Annotated in this window: 20 protein-coding genes; 16 read left to right on the forward strand and 4 right to left on the reverse strand. The window is 67.2% G+C overall.

Translation table 11 applies throughout. The features are described from left to right. The first annotated feature begins 77 nt into the window (after window positions 1-77). The 4 genes from METLW4_RS0104780 to METLW4_RS0104795 all read left to right on the forward strand — a co-directional run bounded on the left by METLW4_RS0104780 (window position 78) and on the right by METLW4_RS0104795 (window position 7,166). Window positions 78-1,373, forward strand: coding sequence for an adenylosuccinate synthase (locus METLW4_RS0104780; RefSeq protein WP_018265064.1), 1,296 nt, complete (start codon window positions 78-80; stop codon window positions 1,371-1,373). Window positions 1,374-1,405: 32 nt separating this feature from the next. Continuing rightward, window positions 1,406-2,665 (forward strand): hypothetical protein, encoded by a 1,260-nt coding sequence (locus tag METLW4_RS0104785; protein WP_018265065.1) that lies wholly within the window; start codon window positions 1,406-1,408, stop codon window positions 2,663-2,665. 80 nt (window positions 2,666-2,745) lie between these two features. After that, window positions 2,746-4,779, forward strand: a complete 2,034-nt coding sequence (locus tag METLW4_RS0104790) for an NAD(+) synthase (RefSeq protein ID WP_018265066.1) — start codon at window positions 2,746-2,748, stop codon at window positions 4,777-4,779. Between the two features lie 113 nt (window positions 4,780-4,892). Continuing rightward, on the forward strand, window positions 4,893-7,166 hold the full coding sequence (locus METLW4_RS0104795) for a M48 family metallopeptidase (protein ID WP_018265067.1): 2,274 nt from the start codon (window positions 4,893-4,895) through the stop codon (window positions 7,164-7,166). 343 nt (window positions 7,167-7,509) lie between these two features. Here the strand turns inward: METLW4_RS0104795 and METLW4_RS0104805 are convergent, their stop codons facing one another. From METLW4_RS0104805 to METLW4_RS0104820, 4 genes are all read right to left on the reverse strand, one after another. Further along, on the reverse strand, window positions 7,510-8,202 hold the full coding sequence (locus tag METLW4_RS0104805; RefSeq protein WP_026191257.1) for an SDR family NAD(P)-dependent oxidoreductase: 693 nt from the start codon (window positions 8,200-8,202) through the stop codon (window positions 7,510-7,512). Window positions 8,203-8,240: 38 nt separating this feature from the next. Then, the gene (locus tag METLW4_RS0104810) at window positions 8,241-9,098 is read right to left on the reverse strand and encodes a CmcJ/NvfI family oxidoreductase (RefSeq protein ID WP_018265070.1); all 858 of its coding nucleotides are present in this window, start codon (window positions 9,096-9,098) and stop codon (window positions 8,241-8,243) included. A 73-nt stretch (window positions 9,099-9,171) separates the two neighbouring features. Further along, window positions 9,172-10,290: a GGDEF domain-containing protein gene (locus METLW4_RS0104815; RefSeq protein WP_083919216.1), complete on the reverse strand. Its 1,119-nt coding sequence runs from the start codon at window positions 10,288-10,290 to the stop codon at window positions 9,172-9,174. Between the two features lie 229 nt (window positions 10,291-10,519). Continuing rightward, entirely contained in the window at window positions 10,520-11,179 is a 660-nt protein-coding gene (locus tag METLW4_RS0104820; RefSeq protein ID WP_018265072.1) for a hypothetical protein, read from the reverse strand. 275 nt (window positions 11,180-11,454) lie between these two features. Here METLW4_RS0104820 and METLW4_RS24015 point away from each other — a divergent pair, with 275 nt between their 5' ends. The 12 genes from METLW4_RS24015 to METLW4_RS0104880 all read left to right on the forward strand — a co-directional run bounded on the left by METLW4_RS24015 (window position 11,455) and on the right by METLW4_RS0104880 (window position 22,811). Beyond that, window positions 11,455-12,186, forward strand: coding sequence for a transketolase (locus METLW4_RS24015; protein WP_043332206.1), 732 nt, complete (start codon window positions 11,455-11,457; stop codon window positions 12,184-12,186). Next, complete coding sequence (locus METLW4_RS26295; protein WP_018265074.1) at window positions 12,186-13,127, forward strand: transketolase family protein; 942 nt, start codon at window positions 12,186-12,188, stop codon at window positions 13,125-13,127. Before METLW4_RS24015 ends, METLW4_RS26295 begins: the two co-directional genes overlap by 1 nt. Then, the gene (locus tag METLW4_RS0104835) at window positions 13,124-14,248 is read left to right on the forward strand and encodes an NAD-dependent epimerase/dehydratase family protein (protein WP_018265075.1); all 1,125 of its coding nucleotides are present in this window, start codon (window positions 13,124-13,126) and stop codon (window positions 14,246-14,248) included. Before METLW4_RS26295 ends, METLW4_RS0104835 begins: the two co-directional genes overlap by 4 nt. 227 nt (window positions 14,249-14,475) lie before the next feature. Beyond that, window positions 14,476-15,648, forward strand: coding sequence for a polysaccharide biosynthesis/export family protein (locus METLW4_RS0104840; protein ID WP_198290174.1), 1,173 nt, complete (start codon window positions 14,476-14,478; stop codon window positions 15,646-15,648). 186 nt (window positions 15,649-15,834) lie between these two features. Beyond that, window positions 15,835-16,587, forward strand: coding sequence for a CDP-alcohol phosphatidyltransferase family protein (locus METLW4_RS0104845; RefSeq protein ID WP_026191259.1), 753 nt, complete (start codon window positions 15,835-15,837; stop codon window positions 16,585-16,587). 224 nt (window positions 16,588-16,811) lie between these two features. After that, on the forward strand, window positions 16,812-17,852 hold the full coding sequence (gene hpnA, locus METLW4_RS24025) for a hopanoid-associated sugar epimerase (RefSeq protein WP_245258408.1): 1,041 nt from the start codon (window positions 16,812-16,814) through the stop codon (window positions 17,850-17,852). Between the two features lie 94 nt (window positions 17,853-17,946). Continuing rightward, window positions 17,947-18,285, forward strand: a complete 339-nt coding sequence (locus METLW4_RS24030) for a hypothetical protein (protein WP_018265079.1) — start codon at window positions 17,947-17,949, stop codon at window positions 18,283-18,285. After that, entirely contained in the window at window positions 18,282-19,580 is a 1,299-nt protein-coding gene (locus tag METLW4_RS0104860; RefSeq protein ID WP_018265080.1) for a glycosyltransferase, read from the forward strand. The genes METLW4_RS24030 and METLW4_RS0104860 overlap by 4 nt, the downstream gene beginning before the upstream one ends. Window positions 19,581-19,675: 95 nt before the next feature. After that, window positions 19,676-20,404, forward strand: a complete 729-nt coding sequence (gene pyrH / locus METLW4_RS0104865; protein WP_018265081.1) for a UMP kinase — start codon at window positions 19,676-19,678, stop codon at window positions 20,402-20,404. Window positions 20,405-20,534: 130 nt separating this feature from the next. Beyond that, entirely contained in the window at window positions 20,535-21,095 is a 561-nt protein-coding gene (gene frr / locus METLW4_RS0104870) for a ribosome recycling factor (protein WP_018265082.1), read from the forward strand. Window positions 21,096-21,168: 73 nt separating this feature from the next. Then, complete coding sequence (locus METLW4_RS0104875) at window positions 21,169-21,948, forward strand: isoprenyl transferase (RefSeq protein ID WP_026191260.1); 780 nt, start codon at window positions 21,169-21,171, stop codon at window positions 21,946-21,948. Continuing rightward, entirely contained in the window at window positions 21,945-22,811 is an 867-nt protein-coding gene (locus METLW4_RS0104880; protein ID WP_018265085.1) for a phosphatidate cytidylyltransferase, read from the forward strand. The genes METLW4_RS0104875 and METLW4_RS0104880 overlap by 4 nt, the downstream gene beginning before the upstream one ends. The last annotated feature ends 7 nt before the right edge of the window (window positions 22,812-22,818 follow it).

Below are 22,818 nucleotides of genomic sequence, written 5' to 3' on the forward strand. Positions count from 1 at the left end.
ACGACTGCCGTAACGAGCCCCGGCGTTACCCGCCGGGGCTTTTTCTTGGGCTCACGCAGAAAGCAGACTGAAGCGCCATGGCGAATGTGGTCGTGGTCGGCGCCCAATGGGGCGACGAAGGCAAGGGCAAGATCGTCGATTGGCTCTCGCTCGAGGCCGATGTGGTGGTGCGCTTCCAGGGCGGCCACAACGCCGGCCATACGCTCGTCATCAATGGCGTGACCTATAAGCTCGCGCTGCTGCCCTCGGGCATTGTGCGGCCGGGCAAGCTCTCGGTCATCGGCAATGGCGTCGTCGTCGATCCGCATTTTCTCGTCGGCGAGATCGAGCGTCTGCGCGAGCAGGGCGTCGAGATCGGCCCCGAGAATTTCAAGATCGCCGAGAACGCCCCGCTCATCCTTTCCCTCCACCGCGAGCTGGACGCTTATCGCGAGGAGGCGGCCGGCAATGGCGTGAAGATCGGCACCACCAAGCGCGGCATCGGCCCCGCCTATGAGGACAAGGTCGGGCGCCGCTCGGTGCGGCTGATGGACCTCGCCGAGCCGGATGCGCTGGACGAAAAAATCATCCGCTTGCTCGCCCATCACAATCCGTTGCGGCGTGGACTGGGCTTGGCGGAGATCGAGCCGGCGACCGTGCGCGACGAGCTGCTCTCCGTCGCGCCCAAGGTTCTGCCTTACATGGATGCGGTGTGGGAGCTGCTCGAGGACCTCCGCCGCGCCGGCAAGCGCATATTGTTCGAGGGCGCGCAGGGCGTGCTGCTGGACGTCGATCACGGCACCTATCCCTATGTGACCTCCTCCAACACGGTCTCCGCCTCGGCGGCCAGCGGCTCCGGCCTCGGGCCGGGGGCGATCGGCTATGTGCTCGGAATCGCCAAAGCCTATACGACGCGCGTCGGCGGCGGGCCTTTCCCCACTGAGCTCCATGACGAGATCGGCACGCTGATCGGCGATCGCGGCCATGAGTTCGGCACCAACACCGGCCGTCGGCGGCGCTGCGGCTGGTTCGACGCGGTGCTGACGCGCCAGGCCGTGAAGACCTCCGGCATAGACGGCATCGCCTTGACCAAGCTCGATATTCTCGACGGTCTCGAGAAGATCGAAGTGTGCACCCATTATCTTCTGGACGGCGTCCGCATCGACCGTTTGCCGGCCTCGCAATCGGCGCAGGCTCGGGTCGAGCCCGTCTATGAGACGATCGAGGGATGGCAGGGAACGACGGGCGGCGCCCGCTCCTGGGCCGATCTCCCGGCGCAGGCGATCAAATATGTGCGCCGCATCGAGGAATTGATCGGCGCTCCGGTCGCGCTCCTCTCCACCAGCCCCGAGCGCGATGACACGATTCTGGTGCGTAATCCTTTCGAGGATTGACGAGAATCGTCCGAGGTGGTCTTAGAAGCCCCATGGCCGACTATTATTCGCTGCTCGCCCGCGCGGTCGCCGCTCTGCCGCAATCCGCGCCGGAATCGCGGCAAGCGGTCTATGAGCGAGCCCGCAAGGCGCTGTTCAACCAGCTTCGCAGCATTCAGCCTCCCGTCGCCGAGGAGGACATAGACGCCGAAGGCCGTGCGCTGGACGAGGCCATCGCGCGTCTCGAGCTCGAGGTCGTGCGCGACCAGCAGAGCGGTCGGGAGCCCGTCGCCGCGCCGGCGCCCAAGGAGAAGCGCGCGCCCGAGCCGGAGACGAAGGAGCCGGCCAAAAGCGCCGAGCCTGACGCGGCTGAGCCGGCCGCCGTCGAGCCGCCGACGGAAAGACCCGCCCCGGTCGAGAAAGCGCCTCGCGCCGAGAAGCCAGCGCCTGTCGAGAAGCCCGCCCCGACGGAGGAGGCTCCGACGCAGCCGCAGCGGCCGCCGGCGCCGCTTCCGCCTTTGCCGGAGCCCGCCAGCGTCTCGCGCCGCGTCATCGTCATCGGCGGCGTTCTCGCCGCCGTGGTGGCGCTGGTCGCGGTTCTGGCGCTGCAATTCCGCGAGCGGCCGGAGGATCTCGCCAAGCTGCAGCCGGAGCCCGCCCCCGTGGAGAGCGGCGAAGGCGGCAAGCTGGCCGATCGCATCGGCGGCGACAGCGATGCGACGCCGCCGTCGCCCTCGCGCGCGCCCTCCGAGCAGCGCAGCCAGCCGGTCGCCGTCGCTCAAAAGGCCGAGCTCTGGGTCGCCGCGCCGGAGGAGGCCGCCAAGGTCAAGACTTTCCCCGGCACGGTCGTCTGGCGGCTGGACAGCATACCGGCAGGCCCCGGCCAGCCGGTCTCGCCGGCGATCCGCGGCGAGATCGATTTTCCGACCGCCAAGCTGAAGACGACGATCGTCATTCAGAAGAATCTCGATCCGACGCTGTCGGCCTCGCATACTGTGAATTTGTCGTTCAATCTCGGACCGGGCAATGAGCTGAAGCGCATAAAGGCGATCGGCCCGATCCAGATGCGGCGGCCGGAGGCGCAGTCGGGCGAGCAGGTGGCGGGCGTTCCCGTGCCGATCACCGACAACGCCTTTCTCATCGGCCTGCTGCGCGGCAATCGCGAGGCCCGCAATGTCGTGCTGCTGCGCGCGCCCATGGTGCTCGATCTGCCGATGCAGCTCGAGGACGGCCGCGCGGCGACGATCTCGCTGGAGAAAGGCCCCGGCGGCGAGCGCGTCTTCGCCGACGCTCTGGACGCTTGGTCGAAATAATCTCACCGAAACAATCTCCGTGAATTCGGCGCGCCGCCGCGGCTTCACGCCATGGCCGCCGCGGCCCTATAATCGCGCGCATGACGCATCCTTTCTTCTCGCTCCATTCGCATGGCTTCGTTCGCGTCGCCGTGGCCGGTCCGCGCACGCGCGTCGCCGATCCCGCCTTCAATGTCGCGCGCACGATCGACATGGCCCGCGAGGCGGACGCCAAAGGCGCGTCGCTGGTTCTTTTTCCCGAGCTCGGACTCAGCTCCTACGCCATCGACGACCTCCTGCATCAGACGGCGTTGCTGGGCGCGGTGGAAGCGGCGATCGGGCGATTGCTGGAGGCGAGCCGCGCATTGCAGCCGCTGATCGCGGTGGGCGCGCCGCTGCGCTGGCGCGGGCGCCTCTATAATTGCGCGGTGATTCTGCGGCGCGGCGAGATTCTCGCGGTCACGCCGAAAATCTATCTGCCCAATTATCGCGAGTTCTACGAGAAGCGCCATTTCGCCTCCGGCGCCTTCATCGCCGGCGAGGAGATGGAGATCGCCGGCCAGACCGCGCCTTTCGGCTCCGACATTCTGCTGGAGGCGAGCGATTTTCTCGGCCTCGCGATCCATACGGAAATCTGCGAGGACGTCTGGGTTCCGATTCCGCCCTCGACGCGGGCGGCGCTCGCCGGCGCGACCGTGCTGCTCAATCTCTCGGCCAGCAACGCCATTGTCGGCAAATCCGATTATCGCGCGACGCTGTGCGCGGCCCATTCGGCCCGCTGCCTCGCGGCCTATCTCTATTCGGCGGCGGGGCAGGGGGAGTCGACCACCGATCTCGCCTGGGACGGCGAGGCGATGATCTATGAGAATGGCGCGCTGCTCGCCAAGGCGAAGCGTTTCGCCGATGAGCCGCAGCTCATTCTCGCCGACATCGACTTAGGCAGGCTCGCCGCCGAGCGCATGCGCCAAGTCACTTTCGGCGATTGCGCGGACATAGAGGCGGGCGCCACCAGCTTTCGCCGCATCGCCTTCGAGCTGCATGCGCCGCGCGACAAGAATCTCGGCTTGCTGCGCGAGGTCGCGCGCTTTCCCTTCGCGCCGGACGACGAAGCGCGCCTCGCCGAACTCTGCTTCGAGGCCTTCAACATTCAGTCGCACGGCCTGCGCCAGCGGCTCGCGGCGGCGAATTTTCAGCGTCTCGTCATCGGCGTCTCGGGCGGGCTCGATTCCACTCACGCGCTGCTCGTCGCCGTCACCGCCTTCGATGCGCTGGGCCTGCCGCGCGAGAATATTCTCGCCTACACGTTGCCGGCCTTCGCCACTACCGACCGCACCAAGGCCAACGCCTGGCGGCTGATGCGCGCGCTCGGCGTTTCCGCGCAGGAGATCGATGTGACGGCCGCCTGCCGGCAAATGCTCGAGGACATCGGCCATCCCGCCGCCCGCGGCGAGCCCGTCTATGACACGACATACGAGAATGTGCAGGCCGGCGCGCGCACCTCTCTGCTGTTCCGTCTCGCCAATCGGCACGATGCGCTGGTGCTGGGCACGGGCGATCTCTCGGAGATCGCGCTCGGCTGGTGCACTTACGGCGTCGGCGATCAAATGTCGCATTACAACGTCAACGCCTCAGTGCCGAAGACATTGATCCAGCATCTCATTCGCTGGTGCGCGCGCGACGCCCATTTCGGCGCCGAGACAGTCGCCGTGCTGCGCGACATTCTCGACACGGAGATTTCGCCGGAGCTGGTGCCGGGCGCGAGCGTGCAGCGCACGGAAGATGTCGTCGGCCCTTACGCGCTGCAGGATTTCAATCTCTTCTACACGACGCGTTATGGTTTTTCGCCGACGAAGACGGCGTTTCTGGCCTTTCACGCCTGGGGCGACGCCGCGGCCGGGCGCTGGCCAGTCGATATTCCGGCGGAGAAGCGTCGCGCCTATGACGTCGAGGAGATCAAGCATTGGCTCGGCGTCTTCGTGCGCCGCTTCTTCGCGACGAGCCAATTCAAGCGCTCGGCTCTGCCCAATGGGCCGAAGGTCAGCTCCGGCGGCTCGCTGTCGCCGCGCGGCGACTGGCGCGCGCCCAGCGATTCCAGCGCCGCCGCCTGGCTCGCGGATGTGGAAGAGATTCCCTAGAGATCGAGGTTGTAAATCGCCAAGGCTCGGCTAGTCTCGGGGCTGGGGCGACGACGCCGGAGGCCATTTCGGCGAGCGGCCCATGCGGCAACCCGTTTTCGAAGCGTTTTTTCATGCATGATTTGCTCAAATTCGAGAAGCTCGTCTTCGCTTGCGAGCGATTGGCCGAGCGCAACCCGCGCGCCTATCGCATCCGCGTCTTCCTGCTGGCGACGCTCGGCTTCGCCTTCATCGCCGCGATCCTGCTGCTTTCGGCCGGCGCGGGCCTGCTGCTGCTCTACGAGGCTTTCGCGCATAATCACCTTGTGATCATCAAATTCGCTTTGATTCCGACCGTGATCGCTTGGCTGCTGTGCCGTTCGCTGCTGGTGCGGATCGAGCCGCCGCAGGGCGTCGAGATCACGCGCCAATCCGCGCCACGGCTTTTCTCGCGGATCGACGAGGCGCGCGCGAAGCTGATGGCGTCGCCCATTCATCGAGTCGTCGTCGATGTCGGCAGCTTCAATGTCGGGGTGATGCAGGTTTCGAGCTTCGGCGTCTTCGGTCGACCGCGCAATCATCTCGTCATCGGCCTGCCTTTCCTCGAAGCCGTGACCGTCGAGGAATTCGATTTCGTCCTGGGCCACGAGCTCGGTCATCTCTCTAGCAGGCAGACGCGCTTTCGAAATTGGATCTATCGTGTCCGCCAAGCCTGGCCGCGCATTCTGGCGGCGTTGTCCGGCGGCCGGAACATCATGAGCGGCGTCTTCACGCGTTTTCTGAATTGGTATGCGCCCTATTTCAACGCCTATAGCTTCGTGCTGGCGCGCGCCAATGAATATGACGCGGACCGCGCCGGCGCGGAGGTCGTGGGAGCCGCCGTCGGCGCGCATGCGCTTTTGGCTTCGGACGTGTTCCACGATCATCTCCAGAACGAATTTTGGCCCGCCTTGTTCCGCGAGGCCCGAGCCGATAGCGAGCCGCCGAGCGATCCTTTCGCGCGCTCTCTGCAGGCGCTGCGGCGAATCTCGCCCGCCGAGATCGACGCGTCGATGCGGCGCGTCCTCGCGCGTCGGACCTCGCTGGCGGACACACATCCTTGCGTCGCCGATCGACTGCAGGCGCTCGGCGAGACGCCGCGGCCGCCCGAGGTTCTTCAGCGCTCCGCGGGCGAGGCCCTGCTCGGAGAGCTGCGCGAGCGTCTCGTCGCCGAGGCCGATGCGAAATGGTCGAATGCGATAAGGGAACAATGGGCGCAGGCGCGCGAGCGTCATCAGAAGCTCGCGGAGCGCGTATCCGAATATAGCGGCGGCGTCGACGCGCTCGATGAGAGCGGATTGCTCGACTATGCGGCGCTGATCGAGGAGGCCGAGGGGCGGGAGCGGGCGCGGCCCTTGGTCGAAGCGGCTCTGTCGCGCCAGCCGGATCACGCTCCGTCGCTCTTCATGCGCGGAAGGCTGCGTCTCGCCGATGGCGACCATGATGGCGTTCTGGACATAGAACGTGCGATGGAGCTGTCGCCCGACGCGCGAGAGCCGGGGTCGCGCATTCTCGCCTCCTATTTCCTCGGTCGTCGCGACATCGAGCGGGGCCTCCGCTATGTCGAGACGGTGCAGGAGGCGGATCAGCGCAGGAGCGCGGCGGAAGCCGAGCGTTCCAACGTCCTGCCGACCGATGATCTCACCGATCATGGACTCGGCGCCGCCGAGCTCGAGCGTCTGCGCGCGACGCTCGCCGATCTTCCCGTCGCCAGCGTCTGGCTCGTCGGACGGGAGCTGAAGCTTTCACCCGGGCTCAGATGTTATGTCGCGGTCGTCGCTTTCGCCCGCAAGGTCGCGGCGACTCAGGAGCGGTTGAACGCAATTCTCGACGCGATGCCCGAAGACGGGTTCAAGATCGTGACCGTCGCGGACCCGAAGGGCGCGGTGACGCGAAAGATTGCGGCGATGGAGGGAGCGCTCGTCTATGGAAAGGCGCGCGATTTTCGCGGCTGGTCCGGCATTGTCCGGGACGCGGCGACCAATTGGTCGCGCCGGGCTTTCGGATCGGCGCGACGACATCCGGCGAAGGTCGCAGGCGCGTTGGCGGTCGCGCTGCTTGTGGCGGGATATGCGCAGTTCCGGCATGACCCGAGGGCGCGCTTCGCCTATGCGACGCTGCTGATCGATCTCGGCGCCGCCGGAGCGGCCGAGGCGCAGCTGAATCTTCTTCTCGGAGAGGACGGCGGTCTCGACGACAATCGCTTTCCCGATTTGGAGAGCCGGGCGCGACTGACTTTTGCGGAATTGCTCGTGTCACGGTCGCGCGACCGCGAAGCGCGGGAGATCGCTCTGCCGGCATGCCGATGGCGAATGCCGGATACGCTGAAAGCGCGTCGCGACGCGCTCGGCTTCTGCAGCCGCCGCTGACGTTTTCCATCGAGAAAGGCGGCCGTGCGCCTCGCCGGCGCATCTGCGTCGGCGAGACCTGAGTGAGGCGGGGCTGCGCAAGAAGCGAACGCTCGCAGGCCCTCCAATGACTGTCCGAAGTCACATATTCGCGAAAGCGGTGATCGCGGCAGTGACGGCGGCGCAGGTCGCGACGATCGATAGGATAGCCGTAATCGTGTTCATGAGCGCTTTCCCCATTTTGTTCGTCGTTATGGGGACGAGCGCGCCGCTCCTAGCGGGCGCTCGCCCTGGGTCGACGGCTCACGATAACACGCCCTGGTCCACTTTGCGACATTTTGTCGCGCCGCAGATTCAGCTTTTGTCAAAATTTCTCGCACCATGGCCGTAGCTCGACCTCGAAGGACCAGGCGCTGCGCTTTTGGCGCAGGAGATCGACATAGGCGTCGGCGATGGCGTCCGGCTCGAGCGTCGCGTCGGCGGGATCGACGCGGCCGGCGTCGCGAATCACGCCGTCTATGACGATATGGGCGACATGCACGCCCTTCGGCCCCAATTCGCGCGCCGCGCTCTGCGCCAGCGCCCGCAGCGCGAACTTGCCCATGGCGAAGGGGGCGGAGATCGCATAGGCCTTCAGGCTCGAGGTCGCGCCGGTGAAGAAGAGCGCGCCGCGTCCGAGCTTCTCGAAGCGCTTGGCCGCCTCGCGCGCGACCAGAAACCCGCCGAAGGCGTTGACGTCGAAAGCGCGCCGCACGGCCTCTGGATCGAGCTCGGCGAGCGCGCCGCGGATACGCGCGCCGGCGTTGTAGACGACGACGTCGATCTCTCCGAGCTTCGCCTCCGCCACCTCGAACAGCGCCGCGACCGAGGCGGGATCGGTGGCGTCGGCGGCAAAGCCCTCGGCGCCGGTCGCCGCCGCAATGGGGGCGAGCCGCTGCGCGTCGCGGGCGGCGACGCCGACCTTCAGCCCGGCGGCGGAAAAGCGCCGCGCCAGCGAGGCGCCGACGCCGGGGCCGGCGCCGATGATGAGCGCGGCGCGATAGGGAATATCGTTCATTTTTCGTCCTCGAGGCTCGGCCGCATGCGCGGCGAGGGTCATTCGTCGAAAGCGACGAAGCAGCGCAGCTCTATGCTCTCGCGCGGGCGGGCGTTCTGCGGCGTCGCCGGATCGTCGAAGGCGGTGTGAGGCGAAAAGCGCGCCACATCGGCGCGGGAATCATAGCATTTGAGCAGCAGGACCTCGCCGCGGCGCATGCGCGGATAATAGAACCAGCGCTGCTGCGGCGAATAGGCGAGGGCGTAGGTCTCGCCGCGCCGGTCGCGGAAGACGAGATCGCAGGCGACGAGATCGCCGGGCGCGACGCTGCGCGCGTCGCAGACGGCCAGCGGCGCGTCCTCCACCGGGCCGAACAAGGGCCGCCACACATTGATGATGGCGAAGCGCGGGCGCGAGAAGCGCTCGGCCGCATCTCCCATAATCTCGCGCAGCCGTTTGGGCGCGGATTGGAGCGTCTGGTCGACATGCGCGCGGCCCACGGGCTCGCGCGGCGAGCCGTCGACGGAGCGCCGAAAGCTCAGCGGGCCGGGGCGCATCCGCTTGCGCAGCGTATGGTCGTAGATATGGACCTCGCGCGCGCCGAGCGTCTCCTTCAGCAGCGCCTCGGTCTCGGGATAATAGATCGCGCGCAATTGCGCCTCGCTCCAGAAATCCTCGACCATCGTCGGCGCCGCGAGGAGCTGGAATCCTTCGCGATCTATGACGGCGTCGGCGGCGTGGCGACGCGCATCGGCGATGCTGGTCTGTTGCGGCAAATATTCGCCGCTCTGCCAGCCGGCGCCCGGCGGCGGCTCGAATGTGTAGGAGACCGGCTTTGTGTCGGTCGGCTTCAGATAGAAAAGCTCGGCGATCGTCGCCGCGCTGTCGGCCGGAGCGCCGGAACGGCTCGTCTCCATGCTCGTCGCCTTCGGTGGGAAAAAAGCGCCTCTCGCGCCTCGCTGGATAAATCTACCAGTCTGGTCGAAATATTCAACGGGGCGAGAGGTCGGAGTCGACGGTGACGATGTTGCGGCCGCGCGATTTGGAGACATAGAGCTTGGCGTCGGCGCGCTGGATCAGATTCTCGGCGCTCTCATTGGGCGCCAGCTGGGCGACGCCGAAGGAGGCGGTGATGCGGCCGATCGGCGCGCCGCCCTTGATCGCCCATTTCTTGGTCTCGAATTCGGCGCGAATGCGCTCGGCCGCCATTTTCGCCTCGGCATAGGAGACGGCGGGCATGATGATCGCGAATTCCTCGCCGCCATAGCGTGCGACCGTGTCCTTCTCCTCGACATGCTTGGTCATCGTCCTGGCGAAATTCTTCAGCACCTCGTCGCCGATGAGATGGCCATGGCCGTCATTGATCTTCTTGAAATTATCGATGTCGGCCATGATGAGGCTCAAGGCGCTCGCCGTCGAAGCCGCGAGCTTCGCCTCGCGCGCCAGCGTTTCGTCGAAATGGCGGCGCGTGAACACTTGCGTCAGCGAGTCGCGGACATTGAGCTCCTGCGTCTCGGCCAGCTCGGCGCGCAATTGCGTGATCTGCCGCTGCGAGTCCTCCAGCTGGCGCTGATGCTCCTCGGTCTCGCGCAGCATCTTCTGATTTTCGGCGATCAGCAGCACGATGGCGGCGCGGATCTGATCCGGGCTCGTCGTCGCCGTGATCTCCTTGTGGCCTTTCGCGAGGGCGGCGGAATAGGTCTTGTTGCTGTCGAGATGCGAGCGCACCAGAGTGAGAATCGTTCCGAGCTCGCCGTCGATCAGCCGCCGCGTCTTGGCGAAATCCTCCGGCGCTCCCGTCGCTGCGGCGCCGTCGCGTCCCGAGCGCGTGACGATCTCCACGACGCGCGGCGTTCCCATCACGACGCCGATGAAGGAGACGGAGATCAGCGCCAGATTGCGCGCCAAGGCGAGCGGCTCATGGGCGATGCGCAAGCGCTCGCCGGAGGCGCCCACGATTGTCGTCTCCCAATTGTCGAGCGACCATGACCAGAGCGAGGAAGGGTCCGGCGCCGAGAAAAAGCCGGCCCGGCTCAGAGCGAACACGCCTGCCGCGGCGACGAGCGCGCAGCCCGCGACCAAAGCCCAGCTTCTCGAATCGAGTTTCATCTTGGTCCGTCTCTCCCGTCTCTCCCGTCTCGGCCGGCGAGAAAATTCTATCCGCATCGTCTCGCCCGCGGGAAAAACATGCTCGCCGACGGGACGCGAATCAGAAAATGCCCGGAAACTATTTTCCTCTCTCCTCGGCGCGCGTCCATAGCGACGTTCGCGCCGGCGCGCGAAGCCTTTCGAGCGGGAGAGGACGTTTTTTTGAGGAAACGGCGGCGGCTGGCCGGGCTCAGACGCCCCGGCCGCTCTCGTCCATCGCGACGCGGCGCGCGTCGGTGAGCGCCTTGATGGCGAGGCCGCAAATGGCGAAACCCGCCAAAATCAGGATGGCGGCGTCGAGCCGGGAGACGCCGACGTCATTGGTCTCGTCTATTCCCATGGCGTGTGCGGCGAAAGGCCAGAGCGCCATCAGCAGCCGGAACTCGGTCGCGCCGAGGCCGATATAGGCCATTTGCTGAACGTGGCGGACGATCGCGCGAATATAAGTATAGGCCGAGAAGAGCAGATAGCAGATCAGCACGACGAAGGCCGATTCGATCGACAAGAAGGGCGAGAGGCCGAAGGCGACGATCAGCAATATTTGGGAGAAGAGATCGAATGTGTGCTCGACGAGGCCGAGCCGCGGATCGACGCTCTTGCGATGCAGCGCCAGCCTGCCGTCCAGCGCCGCGCCGAACCAGTTGAGAAAGACGCCCAGCGGAATCAATGGCATCCACAACGCCGACCAACGGCAGCCGACGAGCGCGACGGCGGCCACGCAGGCGCCGAACAGTCCGATGCGCGTCAACTGCAGAGGCGTCACCGATTCCGGCAGCTCGATCACGAGCGCGCGCAGCAGCCGTTGCTCGGCCGGAGCCAGGAAGCTCTGATGGTGATCGGCGGTCTTCATGAGCGACGCACTCCGCGGTTGCCTCCGCTCGTTCGTTTGCGCTTCGGACGATTTTTGTATTGTCGCATATCGTCGGCGGCGCGCAAGCCCGAGCGAGAGCCGCCGGCCTTAAGCCAAGCGTTAACCTTTCGAAAGGCATAGTGCTCGCGAAAATGGCGAGGACATGACCGATGGCGAGAGCAGGCTCGGCGCGGGGCCGGAAACATTCGCCCCTATCCTATGACGAAGCGGCGGCGGCCGCGCGTTGCGCGGCGGCGCGGCGGCGCGTCATTTCCATGTCTTATAGCGCCAATTCGGCTCATCTCGGCTCCTCGCTCGGCGTCGTCGAGATTCTCGACGCCGTGCTCGCCGTCTCCGATCTGCGTCCGGCGACCGCCGGCGCGGCGGACCGCGATCGCGTCATTCTCTCCAAAGGCCATGCGGCCATGGCCTATTACGCCGCTCTCGAGCAATATGGCCTCGTCGCGCCCGGCCTTCTCGACGCCTATCTGCAGAATGGCACGCCGCTCTGGGGGCATGTCGGCCTCACCGAGGCGGTCCCCGCCATCGACGCCACCAGCGGCTCGCTCGGCCATGGCCTGTCGCTGGCGGCGGGCTTTTCACTCGGCCATCGGCTGCGCGGAAGCGCCCATCGCGTCTTCTGCATTCTCTCCGACGGCGAATGCGACGAGGGCTCCACCTGGGAGGCGGCGCTCTTCGCCGGCGCGCGCAAGCTCGCCTCGCTGACCGCTATCGTCGATTACAATCACATTCAATCGCTTGCGCCGACGCGCGAGGTGATGGACCTCGAGCCCTTCGGCGCCAAATGGCGCAGCTTCGGATTCGAGACGATCGAGCTCGACGGCCATGATTGGGCGGCGCTGGTCGCGGCGCTGGAGCAGCCTTCGCGCGGACGCCCGCGCGTCATCCTCGCCCATACGGTGAAGGGCAAGGGCGTCGCCCGCATAGAGAATACGGTCGCCTCGCATTACAAGCCGGCGCTCGCCGCCGATCTGGAGCTCGCCTGATGCGCAAGCGGATCATCGAGCTCATAGAGGCGGACGCCAGCGTCGATCCCAGAATCGTCTTTCTCACCGGCGATCTCGGCTTTTCTTTCGTCGAGCCGCTCGAGCAGGCGCTCGGCGAGCGTTTCGTCAATATGGGCGTCGCCGAGGCCAATATGGTCTCGGTCGCCGCCTCGCTGGCCGCCGGCGGCTTTCGGCCCTTCGCCTATTCCATCGCGCCCTTCATGACGGCGCGCTGCCTCGAGCAGATTCGCAACGACATCTGCTATCAGCGCCGCGCCGTGCGGCTGATCGGCGTCGGCGCGGGCTTCTCCTACGGCACGCTCGGTCCGTCGCATCATGCGCTCGAGGACGCCACGATCATGGCGGCGCTGCCCGATCTCGTCGTCGCCAATCCGGGCAACGCCGCCGAGCTCGATCGCTGTTACGCGGCGCTGCTCGACGATCCGCGCCCCGCCTATTTCCGCATCGCTCGTGAGAGCGGCGCCTCTTATGGCGCGCCGATCTTCTCGCCGCAGACGGCGGCTTTCGCGGCGCGCCGCGGCGCCGATGTCACCCTGGCTGCGAGCGGCGGCTCGGTGACGCAATGTCTCGCGGCGGCGGAGAATTTGGCGGGGGAGGGGATCGAGGCCGCCGTCGTCAGCGTTCCGATCGTCCAGCCTTTTCCGGCGGAGGCTTTCGCCGCTCTGCTCACCGGCGCGCCGGTCGTGTCGGTTTTCGAGGGCTATCGCGGCAATCCGCTGTCGGTCGGCGTCATGGAGACTCTTCTCGCGCGCGGGATGGGCGAGGCCTTCGTCGATCTCACCGCGCCGCAGGCTTTCCCCAGCCTCGTCGGCGACACGGAGACTCTGCGCCGCCGCGCCGGGCTCGATCCCGCCGCCATCGCCGCTCGGGCGCGCGCGGTCGCCGGACGGGACGCCGGCAAGATCGGAGCGCGCGCATGAATGCGGCTCCCGATGGCGCGCTGCTGCTGACTCATCCGCTCTATCGCGCGGATATCGCCGATATTCTCGCCGCCGATCTGCCCTGGGAGCGGCTCGCCGGGCGCACCATTCTCGTGACCGGGGCCAATGGCTTTCTGCCGGCGATGATGGTCGACGCTCTGCTCGCTCTCGCCGAGAGCCGGCCGGACATCGGCCCGAATGTGCTGGCGCTGGTCCGTTCACGGGAAAAGGCCGAGCGCCGCTTTCGCGCGCATCTCGACAATCGCGCTCTGACGATCGTCGAAGGCGATGTGGTCGAGCCCTTCGATCAGCCCGGCGCGGTCGATATGATCGTCCACGCCGCCAGCCAGGCGAGCCCGCGCTATTATGGCATAGATCCGGTCGGCACGGCGGCGCCCAATGTGATCGGGACCTCGCGGCTGCTCGATCTGGCGCGGCGCAAGAACGCCTCCCGCTTCCTCTATTTCTCCAGCTCCGAGGTCTATGGCGCGCTGCCGCCGCAGGCCCAGCCGGTGGAGGAGACGGTGTTCGGCCGGCTCGATCCGGCGACCCAGCGCGCCTGCTACGCCGAGTCGAAGCGCATGGGGGAGACGCTCTGCGTCGCCCATTGCGCGCAATATGGGACGCAGGCGGTGATCGTGCGGCCCTTCCATACTTACGGGCCGGGCATGCGGCTCGACGACGGCCGCGTCTTCGCGGATTTCGTGCGCGACATTGTGACGGGGCGGGACATCGTCCTCAACAGCGATGGATCGGCCGAGCGCGCCTTCTGCTATCTCGCCGACGCCGCCCGCGCCTTCTTCGCCGTGCTGCTGAAGGGGGAGGTCGGCCATGCCTATAATGTCGGCAATGGCGAGGCGGTCGCCTCCGTCCGCGGCCTCGCCGAGACTTTGGTGGGCCTCTATCCCGAGCGCGGTCTGTCGCTGCGCTCGAGCGTTCCGCTCTCCGGCTATTTGCCGAGCGTGGTTCAGCGCTCCGCCCCGGACACGACGCGGCTGGAGACGCTGGGCTGGCGCCCACGAATCGGAATCGCCGAAGGCTTCCGACGCACCATCGATATATACCGCGATATTTTCGCGGACGCCGCCGTCGTGGCCGCTCGAGCGCACGCTCTGCGATAGAATTCGCGCGATCAGCCGGAATTCATGCGCGAAATCCAAAGTCGTCCCGTGAGAGCCTATCTTCGCGGCGCCTGCATTTTGTTAACCATGGCCTGTAGCGAACGGGTCACAGCCGGGCGATAAAGGGTTCGCGTGGCGTGGAAGGCCTTGTCTTCGCCAAAGAGACAGGGTCATTTGGGCGCGCGGCGAAGCTCCGGGAGCGGCTCGGAGCATTGGTCGGGGGCGGCGTGGTTTTGAAGACGCTTCGTATTTTCGGGGTTTTTGCGGCTGCTTCGCTCTCGGGCTGCAGCCTGCTTCCGGGCAGCGGCCCGTCGGGCGATGCGGTGATGACCGCCGGCGTGCCGAGCGAATCGCAGCCGGAGACGGCCTTCGCCCTCGTCGAGATCGACGGCCAAGTGGTGGCGGCGCTGGCCAAGCATGGCGCGCCGGGCCTGCGCGGGTCCTTCGGCGATTATCGTCCGCCGGCCTCGCAGCCGATCGGGGTCGGCGACACGTTGCAGATCACTCTTTGGGAGGCGGCTGCGGGCGGTTTGTTCTCCTCGCCGGCGACGGATCGAACCAGTCCGGGCTCGCGCTCGGCGGCGATTCCCGATCAGACGGTCGGGCGCGACGGCTCGGTGACGGTTCCCTACGCCGGGCGGATACAGGTCGCCGGCCGCACCCAGCAGGAGGTGGAGGCCGTCATCATCGAGCGGCTGCGCGGCAAGGCGATCGAGCCGCAGGCGCTGGTCAATGTGTCGCGCAACATCAGTAATACGGCGACGGTGACGGGCGAGGTGACGCAGGGCGCGCGCGTGCCGCTGACCTTGCGCGGCGACCGCGTGATGGACGTCATCGCCCAGGCGGGCGGCTTCCGCTCGCCGGTGCATGAGACCTTCGTCAGCCTGACGCGCGGCGACCGCACGGCGCGCGCGCCGATCCAGGCGTTGCTCGCCAATCCGCGCGAGAATATATTCGTGCGCCCGGGCGATGTGCTGACGGTGGAGCGCACGCCGCAGACTTTTACCGTCGCCGGCGCGACCGGGGCCAACGCCGTGGTGCCCTTCGACGCGCGGGGAATCACCCTGGAGGAGGCGATCGGCAAGGCCGGCGGCCTCGCGGACCAGCGCGCCGATCCGAGCGGGCTGTTCGTGCTGCGCTATGAGCAGACGGCTGTGATCGCGGATTATCCGACCGTGTCGCCGCTGCTGGCCTCGCAGCGTCAGGTTCCGGTGGCCTATCATCTCGACATGCGCAGTCCGGCGGCGCTGTTCACGGCGCGTCGGTTCGCGATGCGGGACAAGGACATATTATATGTGTCCAACGCGCCTGTGACGGAGATCGCCAAGGCGTTCCAGCTCGTTTCCATGCTGACGCAGCCGGCGATTCAGGGCGCTGCGGTCGGCGCTGCGGTGAAGTGACCACTCATGCGCGAAACTATTATCGGGACGTCTGAAATTCGTCCCGAGGCGTGATAGCGATTGACGCGACGGCAAGCCGCGGGCAAGCTGACGATGGATATTATTGCGGTGCAATAGAGCGCGTGGCCGCTGGTGAGGACGCCAGACAAGGGCTGCGAGGGCGGGCTTGGTTTTCGAGGGGGTTTCTTGGCGAACCGATTGAACACGAGCCTTTTGGCGATCGGCGAGCGGCGCGTGCTGCAGGCGCTGGCGCCGCGGCTGCCCGTCTGGACCACGCCGGATCATCTGACGGCGGCCGGGCTGATCGGCGCGGCGATGACGGCGGCGGGCTTCGCGCTCAGCCATTGGTCGGCCGGCTTCCTCGCAGTGGTCGTGGCGGGCCTGTTCCTGAACTGGTTCGGCGATTCGCTCGACGGGACGTTGGCCCGCTATCGCGGGATCGAGCGTCCGCGCTACGGCTTCCTTCTGGACCATTCGAGCGATCTGATCGCGCAGAGCCTGATCGTCGTGGGCCTCGGCGTCTCGCCCTATTTCACGCTTCCGTCGGCGCTGTTCGTGCTGTCGCTCTATCTGCTGATGAGCTCCTACACCTATCTGCGCGTGGCGACGGCGGGCGTGCATCGCCTGTCCTATGGCGGCATGGGCGCGACGGAGTTCCGCATTCTGGTCGCGGCCTGGAGCCTCTTCGCCTGCTGGCTCGGCCCGCAGGTGGTGGAGGCGCGGCTGTGGCGCTTCTCCATTCTCGACGTGACGATCGGAACGATGTCGGCTATCGCCTTCGCGCTCTTCGTGCTGATGGTGCGTCAGGATCTGTCGCGGATGGACCGCGACGACGACCAGGAGACGGCGACCATTCACCGCCTGCCGACGCGCCGCCACGCGGCCGAGCCGGCTGCGGCCGAGCCTGCGCGCGAGCTTCCCGGCGTCTCGGCCGGCTGACGACGACGAAACAGGACGGCAGGCCCGGTTTTGACGGCGCATCAGATTTTCCAGCGTGACGACCTCTGGCGGGGCGCCGTCCTGCGGCGCGAGCGTGAGCTCGCGGCGGGACTTGCTTTCGCGGGACTTGCTTTCATGGGCGCGCGCCCCAGATGCGACGTGGGAGCGACGCCTCCGGCGCCGCCACAATGGAGCCTGTCGACGTTTTGGCCATGACGAGCGACATGCGCGATATCGCCCTCGTCACTGGCGCGAGCGGTTTCATCGGAGGAGCGGTCGCCGGCCTGCTGCACGAGCAGGGCTTTCGCGTGCGCGCTTTCGTCCGGCCGACGAGCCCGCGCGCCAATCTCCGCCCGCAATATGAGATTTTCGAAGGCGATGTGACCGATCGCGAGAGCCTGCGCGCCGCGCTCTCCGGCGTGCGCTACCTCTTCCATGTCGCCGCCGACTATCGCCTCTGGGCGCCCGATCCCGCTGTCGTCATGCGCACCAATCTCGAGGGAACGCGCATCGTCATGGAGGAGGCGCTGCGCGCCGGCGTCGAGCGAATCGTCCATACCAGCAGCGTCGCGACGCTCGCGCCCGACGCCTCCGGCCTCTGCGACGAGACGCGCCGGCTCGCGGCCTGCGACCGCCTCGGCGCCTATAAGCGCAGCAAGCTCCTCTCGGAGCGGCTGGTCGAGGATATGGTGGAGCGGCTGCAGCTGCCGGCCATCATCGTGAATCCCTCCGCGCCGCTCGGCCCGGGCGACGTCCGCCCGACGCCGACCGGCCGCATCGTCCTCGAGGCGATGCGCGGCAATATGCCGGCCTATGTCGACACTGGCCTCGCCGTGGTGCATGTGGCCGATGTCGCCGCCGGCCATCTCGCCGCTCTGCGCCAGGGACGAATTGGCGAGCGCTATATTCTCGGCGGCGAGAATGTCGAGCTCTCCGAGCTGCTCGCCGAGGTGGCGAGGCTCGTCGGCGGCCGTCCGCCGCTCATGCGCCTGCCGCGCTGGCCGCTGCTGCCGCTGGCGCACGCCAATGAGGCGTTGGCGCGGCTCACCGGCCGCGAGCCTTTCCTCAATGTCGAGAGCCTGCGTCTCTCGGCGACGACCATGTTCTTCGACGATTCCAAGGCGCGCCGCGAGCTCGGCTACTGCTCGCGCCCCTATCGGCAGGCCCTCGCCGACGCCGTGGAATGGTTCGGCGCCCGCGCCGCCGAGACGCGGCAGGCGCCGCGCGACGCACGCCGCGCGCCGGACGGAGCGCCGGGCGAATAGCGTCGGCGCCCTTGTAGCGTCAGCGCCCTTGCGCGCGGCCGCGCGACGAGGCAATTCTCCGCGCGTGGCTGGGTTTTCTCAAGACGAGCGTCGGATGATCATCGATCGGCGTCCGCCCGCGCGCGGCGCGGGACGGCGCTTGCTCTTTCTCATGCGTTTCGCCGCATCGGCGGCGGCGCTCTCAATTCCCGAGGCGGCTTTCGCGCAGGCGGCTCCCGGCTTCAATCTCTGCGTGCAGCCGGGCGCGCCCCCTTGCGTCTTCATGCCCGGCCGGGCGGCGGAGGCCTGCGGGGCCGAGGTCGAGGCCTATATCGCCTCCGTGTTCCATTATCGCGAATGTCTCTCCAAGGAGAGCGAGCGCGTGATTCGCGAATCGAACGACGTCATCGACCATTGGCGATGCCGGGAGCGCGGCGAGCGGTGCCGCAAATGAAGCGGCCCGTGGTCTATGACGTCACGCGGCTCGTCACGCGCGCGCTCAATCCGACGCCCAATGGCATAGATCGGGTCGATTTCGCCCTGGCGCGGCATTTTCTCTCGGGCGAGGGCGGCGTCGCGCTGGCCGCGGCGGCGCTCGGGCCGCGGCTCGCCTCCGCCGAGGCGGGGCTGCGCACGCTCATCGACATAGAGACCTATTGGAACGAGCTTCGCGATTCCTCCACGGACGACGGCGCCTCCACGGACGAGATGTACGAGCGTGTGGTCGCCTCGCTCGGCGCGACGCCGCAGGAGCCGCGGGCGCCGAGGGTGGCGCGTCGCGATTGGGCGATCGTTCGAGAGAATTGGCGCGCCATGCGGCGCTGGGCTCTGCGTCTCGGGCGGCCGCCGTCGGAGGCGCCGGCGGGCGCCGTGTTCTTCAATGCGAGCCAGTTTCCCGTGCATAAGGAATGGCATTTGCGCTGGCTCGACGCGCGGCCGGACGTGAAGCCCGTCTTCTTCGTCTATGATCTCCTGCCGCTGGACGCGCCCGAATTCTTCCGTCCGGCCGAGCGCGACAAGCATCGTCTGGTCATGGGCAATATCGTGCGGCGGGCGGCGGGGGTCGTCGTCGCATCGGCTTCGGTCGCGCGCCGGGTCGCGGACTATGCGAAAGAGAAGGGCAGGGGCGATCTGCCGGTCTGCGTCGCCGGCCTGCCGGCGGCGCCCGCCTTCGAGCGCGAGGCGGTCGCCGATCCGCGGCTCGCCGACACGCCTTATTTCGTCTTCTGCAGCACGATCGAGCCGCGCAAGAATCATATGCTTCTGCTCGACGTCTGGCGCGAGCTGGCCGAGCGCGAGGGCGCAGGCGCGCCCAAGCTCGTCCTCGTCGGCAAGCGCGGCTGGCACAATGAGAATGTGCTCCGCATGCTGGAGCGCTGCGCGGCCCTGCGCCCGCATGTGGTGGAGGCCTCCGGCCTGTCGACGCCGGCGATGCGGCGGCTGCTGGCCGGCGCTCGCGCCGCGCTCGCGCCCTCCTTCGCGGAAGGATTCGGGCTCCCCATCGCCGAGGCCGCGGCCTGCGGCGCCCCGATCATCGCCTCCGACATAGAGATTTTTCGCGAGATCGCCGACGACACGCTCGACTATATCGATCCGCTCGACGGCCTCGGCTGGCGCGACGCGATCCTCGACTATAGCGCCCCCGATTCGCCGCGCCGCGCCGCGGCTTCGCGGCGGATCGCAGGGTTCCCGCGCCGCGACGCCGCTTCTTTTTTCGAGACGATCGACGAATTCCTCCGCGCTTTGTGAACGCGCCCGTTTCCGCGGCGCGGCGCGCCTTGCCGGAGCGGCGGCGGTTTCCTATTAAGGTCGAACAAAGGCTCACCAGCGAAAGAGAGGCGTCGATGACGGACCCTTCGAGCCCGCCGAAATGGAAGCGGGTCGTCGTCAAGCTCTCGGGCGAGGCGCTGATGGGCGACGCCCCGCATGGCCTGCACGCGCCGACATTGGAGCGCATCGCCAAGGATCTCGCCGCCTCCGCCGCGCTCGGCGTGCAGATCGCGGTCGTCGTCGGCGGCGGCAATTTCTTTCGCGGCATTCAAGGCGCCGACAAGGGCATAGAGCGCGCTCGCGCCGATTCGATCGGCATGCTGGCGACGGTGATGAACGGGCTCGCGCTCGAGCAGGCGATAGAAGCGCAGGGCCGCCAGGCGCGCGCGCTCTCGGCCGTGCCCATGCCCTCGCTCTGCGAATCCTATTCGCGGCGGGCGGCGCTGCATCATCTCGACAAGGGCCGCGTCGTCATCGCCGCCGGCGGCACGGGCCTGCCTTTCTTCACCACCGACACGCCCGCCGTGGTGCGCGCCGCCGAGCTTTCGGCCGACGCCGTGCTGAAGGCGACTCAGGTCGACGGCGTCTATACCGCCGATCCCAAGCGCGACCCTTCGGCGCGGCGCTATGAGCAGCTGACTCATGACGAGGCCATCGCCAAAAGCCTCGCCGTGATGGACACCGCAGCCTTCGCTCTTGCCCGCGAGAACAAGATTCCCATAATCGTCTTCTCCATCGCCGAGGCGGGCGCGATCCGCGCGGTGCTGGAAGGAAGAGGGCGGGCCACCCATGTCGTTCCTTAGCGGACGAGCGCCTTCTGGATGCGGCGGCGATTTCCGCCTCGGCGGATTATGTTCTATGAAACGCTCCGACCCTGAGCCGGCGCGGCCCGCTCGTTCGAACCGAAGACATCACGAATAGGCAAAGTTTCCTATGGCTCAGACTTTCGATCTGCCCGAACTGAAACGCCGCATGCAGGGCGCGCTGGCGACCCTCAAGCACGAGCTCGGCGGGCTTCGCACCGGACGCGCCTCGGCGAGCCTGCTGGAGCCGATCCATGTCGAGGCCTATGGCCAGGCGACTCCGCTCAATCAGGTGGCGACGATCAGCGTGCCGGAGTCGCGCATGCTGGCCGTGCAGGTGTGGGACAAGGGCCTCGTCGGCGCCGTCGACAAGGCGATTCGCGATTCCAATCTCGGGCTCTCGCCGACCATCGAGGGTCAGGTGCTGCGCATTCGCACGCCGGAGCTCAACGAGCAGCGCCGCAAGGAGCTGGTGAAGGTCGCGCACAAATATGCCGAGGATGCGCGGGTCTCGGTGCGCCACGTTCGGCGCGACGGCATCGATATATTGAAGAAGCTGCTGAAAGATCACGCTCTTCCCGAGGACGACTCCAAGCGTCACGAGGCCGAGGTGCAGAAGGCGACCGACGAGTCGGTGCGCGAGATCGACACCATGCTCGCGCAAAAAGAAAAAGAGATCATGCAAGTTTGATTTGTCTTTTCGATTTTCACGAGACGCCGGCCGGTCCGGCCCGAGCTCTCGAGTATGGCGCGGAACAAAAAAAATGGGAGATGGTGGAATATTGGAGCTGGGAGCGCCGGCCTTGGCGCCGAGATCCGGGCCGCGTCATGTCGCTTTGATCATGGACGGCAACGGCCGCTGGGCGGCCGCGCGAGGCCTGCCGCGATTCGAGGGTCATAGGCGTGGCGTCGACGCTCTGCGCAAGACCGTGCGCGCGGCGATCGAGCTCGGAGTGGATTATCTGACGGTCTATTCCTTTTCTGTGGAAAATTGGTCGCGTCCGCCCGAGGAGGTGCAGAGCCTGCTCGCGCTGCTGCATCGGTTCATCCGCAACGACCTCGCCGAGCTGCAAGGCAATAATGTTCGCGTGAAGGTCATCGGCGCGCGCGCGGATCTCTCGGCCGAGATCGCCGGGCTGCTGCGCGAGGCCGAGCAGATGACCGCCGCCAACACTGGTCTCACCCTCGTCGTCGCCTTCAATTATGGCGCGCGGCAGGAGATCGCCGCCGCGGCGCGCGCGCTCGCGGAGGAGGTCGCCGCCGGCCGTCTGCGTCCGCAGGACATAGACGCCGAGGCGATCGCCCGACGTCTCGACACGGCCGATATTCCCGATCCCGATCTCATCATCCGCACCAGCGGCGAGCAGCGCCTGTCCAATTTCATGCTGTGGCAGGCCGCCTATGCGGAGCTGCTGTTCGTGCCGGTCCATTGGCCGGACTTCAGCCGGGCGGATTTCGAGGCGGCGATCGACGAATATGCGCAGCGCGATCGGCGTTTCGGCGGGCTGGCGCCGGTCGATCGCAGAGCGAAGACCGCTTCATGAGCGAATCTTTCGAGCCGCCCGCCGCCAAAGCCGGCGCGAGGGGCGGTCAATTCTCCGATCTCGGTCCCCGCATCGGCTCGGCGGCGGCGCTGATCGCGACCGCGGTCGTCGCGCTCTATGTCGGCGGCGACGCTTTCGCGCTGTTCTGGCTGCTCGCCGGCTTCGCCGTCTCCTGGGAGTGGCAGAGCATCGTCGGCGGCAAGATGGCGCTCGCGCGCTTCGCGCTCGGCGGCGCCTCTCTCGCCGGGGCGACGGCCTTCGCCGCCCATGGCGGCGGCCCGGCCGCGCTGGTCTCGCTCGTCTTCTTCTCGGCGATTCTCGCAATTCTCGCCGGGCCCGGCCGCCGGCTGTGGGCGCCGGCCGGCCTGCTCTACGCTGGCTCCTTGATCGTCTCCACCAATGTGCTGCGCCATTCGTCCGATTATGGCGCGCTCTCCATCGCCTGGCTGTTCGCCGTGGTCTGGGGCACGGATGTGATGGCCTATTTCGGCGGCCGCCTGATCGGCGGGCCGAAGCTATGGCCGCGCGTCTCGCCGGGCAAGACCTGGTCGGGAACGCTGGTCGGCGTCGCCAGCGGCGCGCTGGCGGGCGTCGGCGTCGTCTATCTCAGCCGCTGGAGCGCGGCGGCGACCCTGCCTTTGTTTTTCGTCGGCATTGTCGCGGCGGCGCTGGCCCAGGCGGGCGATCTTTTCGAATCCTGGATCAAGCGACGCTTCGGCGTGAAGGATTCGAGCCGGCTCATCCCCGGCCATGGCGGCGTGATGGATCGCGTCGACGGCTTCATCTTCGCCAGCGCCTTCGCGGCCATGCTCGGCGGTTTGCGCGGTCAGGAGTCCCTGGCCGCCGGCATCTTCATCTGGTAGGCGGCGT

This window comes from Methylosinus sp. LW4 (genome assembly GCF_000379125.1).
Lineage (GTDB): Bacteria > Pseudomonadota > Alphaproteobacteria > Rhizobiales > Beijerinckiaceae > Methylosinus.

Excerpts from the sequence above, each read along its gene's own strand:
- METLW4_RS0104780 (WP_018265064.1), top strand. The coding sequence starts at position 78 with ATGGCGAATGTGGTCGTGGTCGGCGCCCAATGGGGCGACGAAGGCAAG.
- METLW4_RS0104785 (WP_018265065.1), top strand. The coding sequence starts at position 1,406 with ATGGCCGACTATTATTCGCTGCTCGCCCGCGCGGTCGCCGCTCTGCCG.
- METLW4_RS0104790 (WP_018265066.1), top strand. The coding sequence starts at position 2,746 with ATGACGCATCCTTTCTTCTCGCTCCATTCGCATGGCTTCGTTCGCGTC.
- METLW4_RS0104795 (WP_018265067.1), top strand. The coding sequence starts at position 4,893 with ATGCATGATTTGCTCAAATTCGAGAAGCTCGTCTTCGCTTGCGAGCGA.
- METLW4_RS0104805 (WP_026191257.1), bottom strand. The coding sequence starts at position 8,202 with ATGAACGATATTCCCTATCGCGCCGCGCTCATCATCGGCGCCGGCCCC.
- METLW4_RS0104810 (WP_018265070.1), bottom strand. The coding sequence starts at position 9,098 with ATGGAGACGAGCCGTTCCGGCGCTCCGGCCGACAGCGCGGCGACGATC.
- METLW4_RS0104815 (WP_083919216.1), bottom strand. The coding sequence starts at position 10,290 with ATGAAACTCGATTCGAGAAGCTGGGCTTTGGTCGCGGGCTGCGCGCTC.
- METLW4_RS0104820 (WP_018265072.1), bottom strand. The coding sequence starts at position 11,179 with ATGAAGACCGCCGATCACCATCAGAGCTTCCTGGCTCCGGCCGAGCAA.
- METLW4_RS24015 (WP_043332206.1), top strand. The coding sequence starts at position 11,455 with ATGTCTTATAGCGCCAATTCGGCTCATCTCGGCTCCTCGCTCGGCGTC.
- METLW4_RS26295 (WP_018265074.1), top strand. The coding sequence starts at position 12,186 with ATGCGCAAGCGGATCATCGAGCTCATAGAGGCGGACGCCAGCGTCGAT.
- METLW4_RS0104835 (WP_018265075.1), top strand. The coding sequence starts at position 13,124 with ATGAATGCGGCTCCCGATGGCGCGCTGCTGCTGACTCATCCGCTCTAT.
- hpnA (WP_245258408.1), top strand. The coding sequence starts at position 16,812 with ATGCGCGATATCGCCCTCGTCACTGGCGCGAGCGGTTTCATCGGAGGA.
- METLW4_RS24030 (WP_018265079.1), top strand. The coding sequence starts at position 17,947 with ATGATCATCGATCGGCGTCCGCCCGCGCGCGGCGCGGGACGGCGCTTG.
- METLW4_RS0104860 (WP_018265080.1), top strand. The coding sequence starts at position 18,282 with ATGAAGCGGCCCGTGGTCTATGACGTCACGCGGCTCGTCACGCGCGCG.
- pyrH (WP_018265081.1), top strand. The coding sequence starts at position 19,676 with ATGACGGACCCTTCGAGCCCGCCGAAATGGAAGCGGGTCGTCGTCAAG.
- frr (WP_018265082.1), top strand. The coding sequence starts at position 20,535 with ATGGCTCAGACTTTCGATCTGCCCGAACTGAAACGCCGCATGCAGGGC.
- METLW4_RS0104875 (WP_026191260.1), top strand. The coding sequence starts at position 21,169 with ATGGGAGATGGTGGAATATTGGAGCTGGGAGCGCCGGCCTTGGCGCCG.
- METLW4_RS0104880 (WP_018265085.1), top strand. The coding sequence starts at position 21,945 with ATGAGCGAATCTTTCGAGCCGCCCGCCGCCAAAGCCGGCGCGAGGGGC.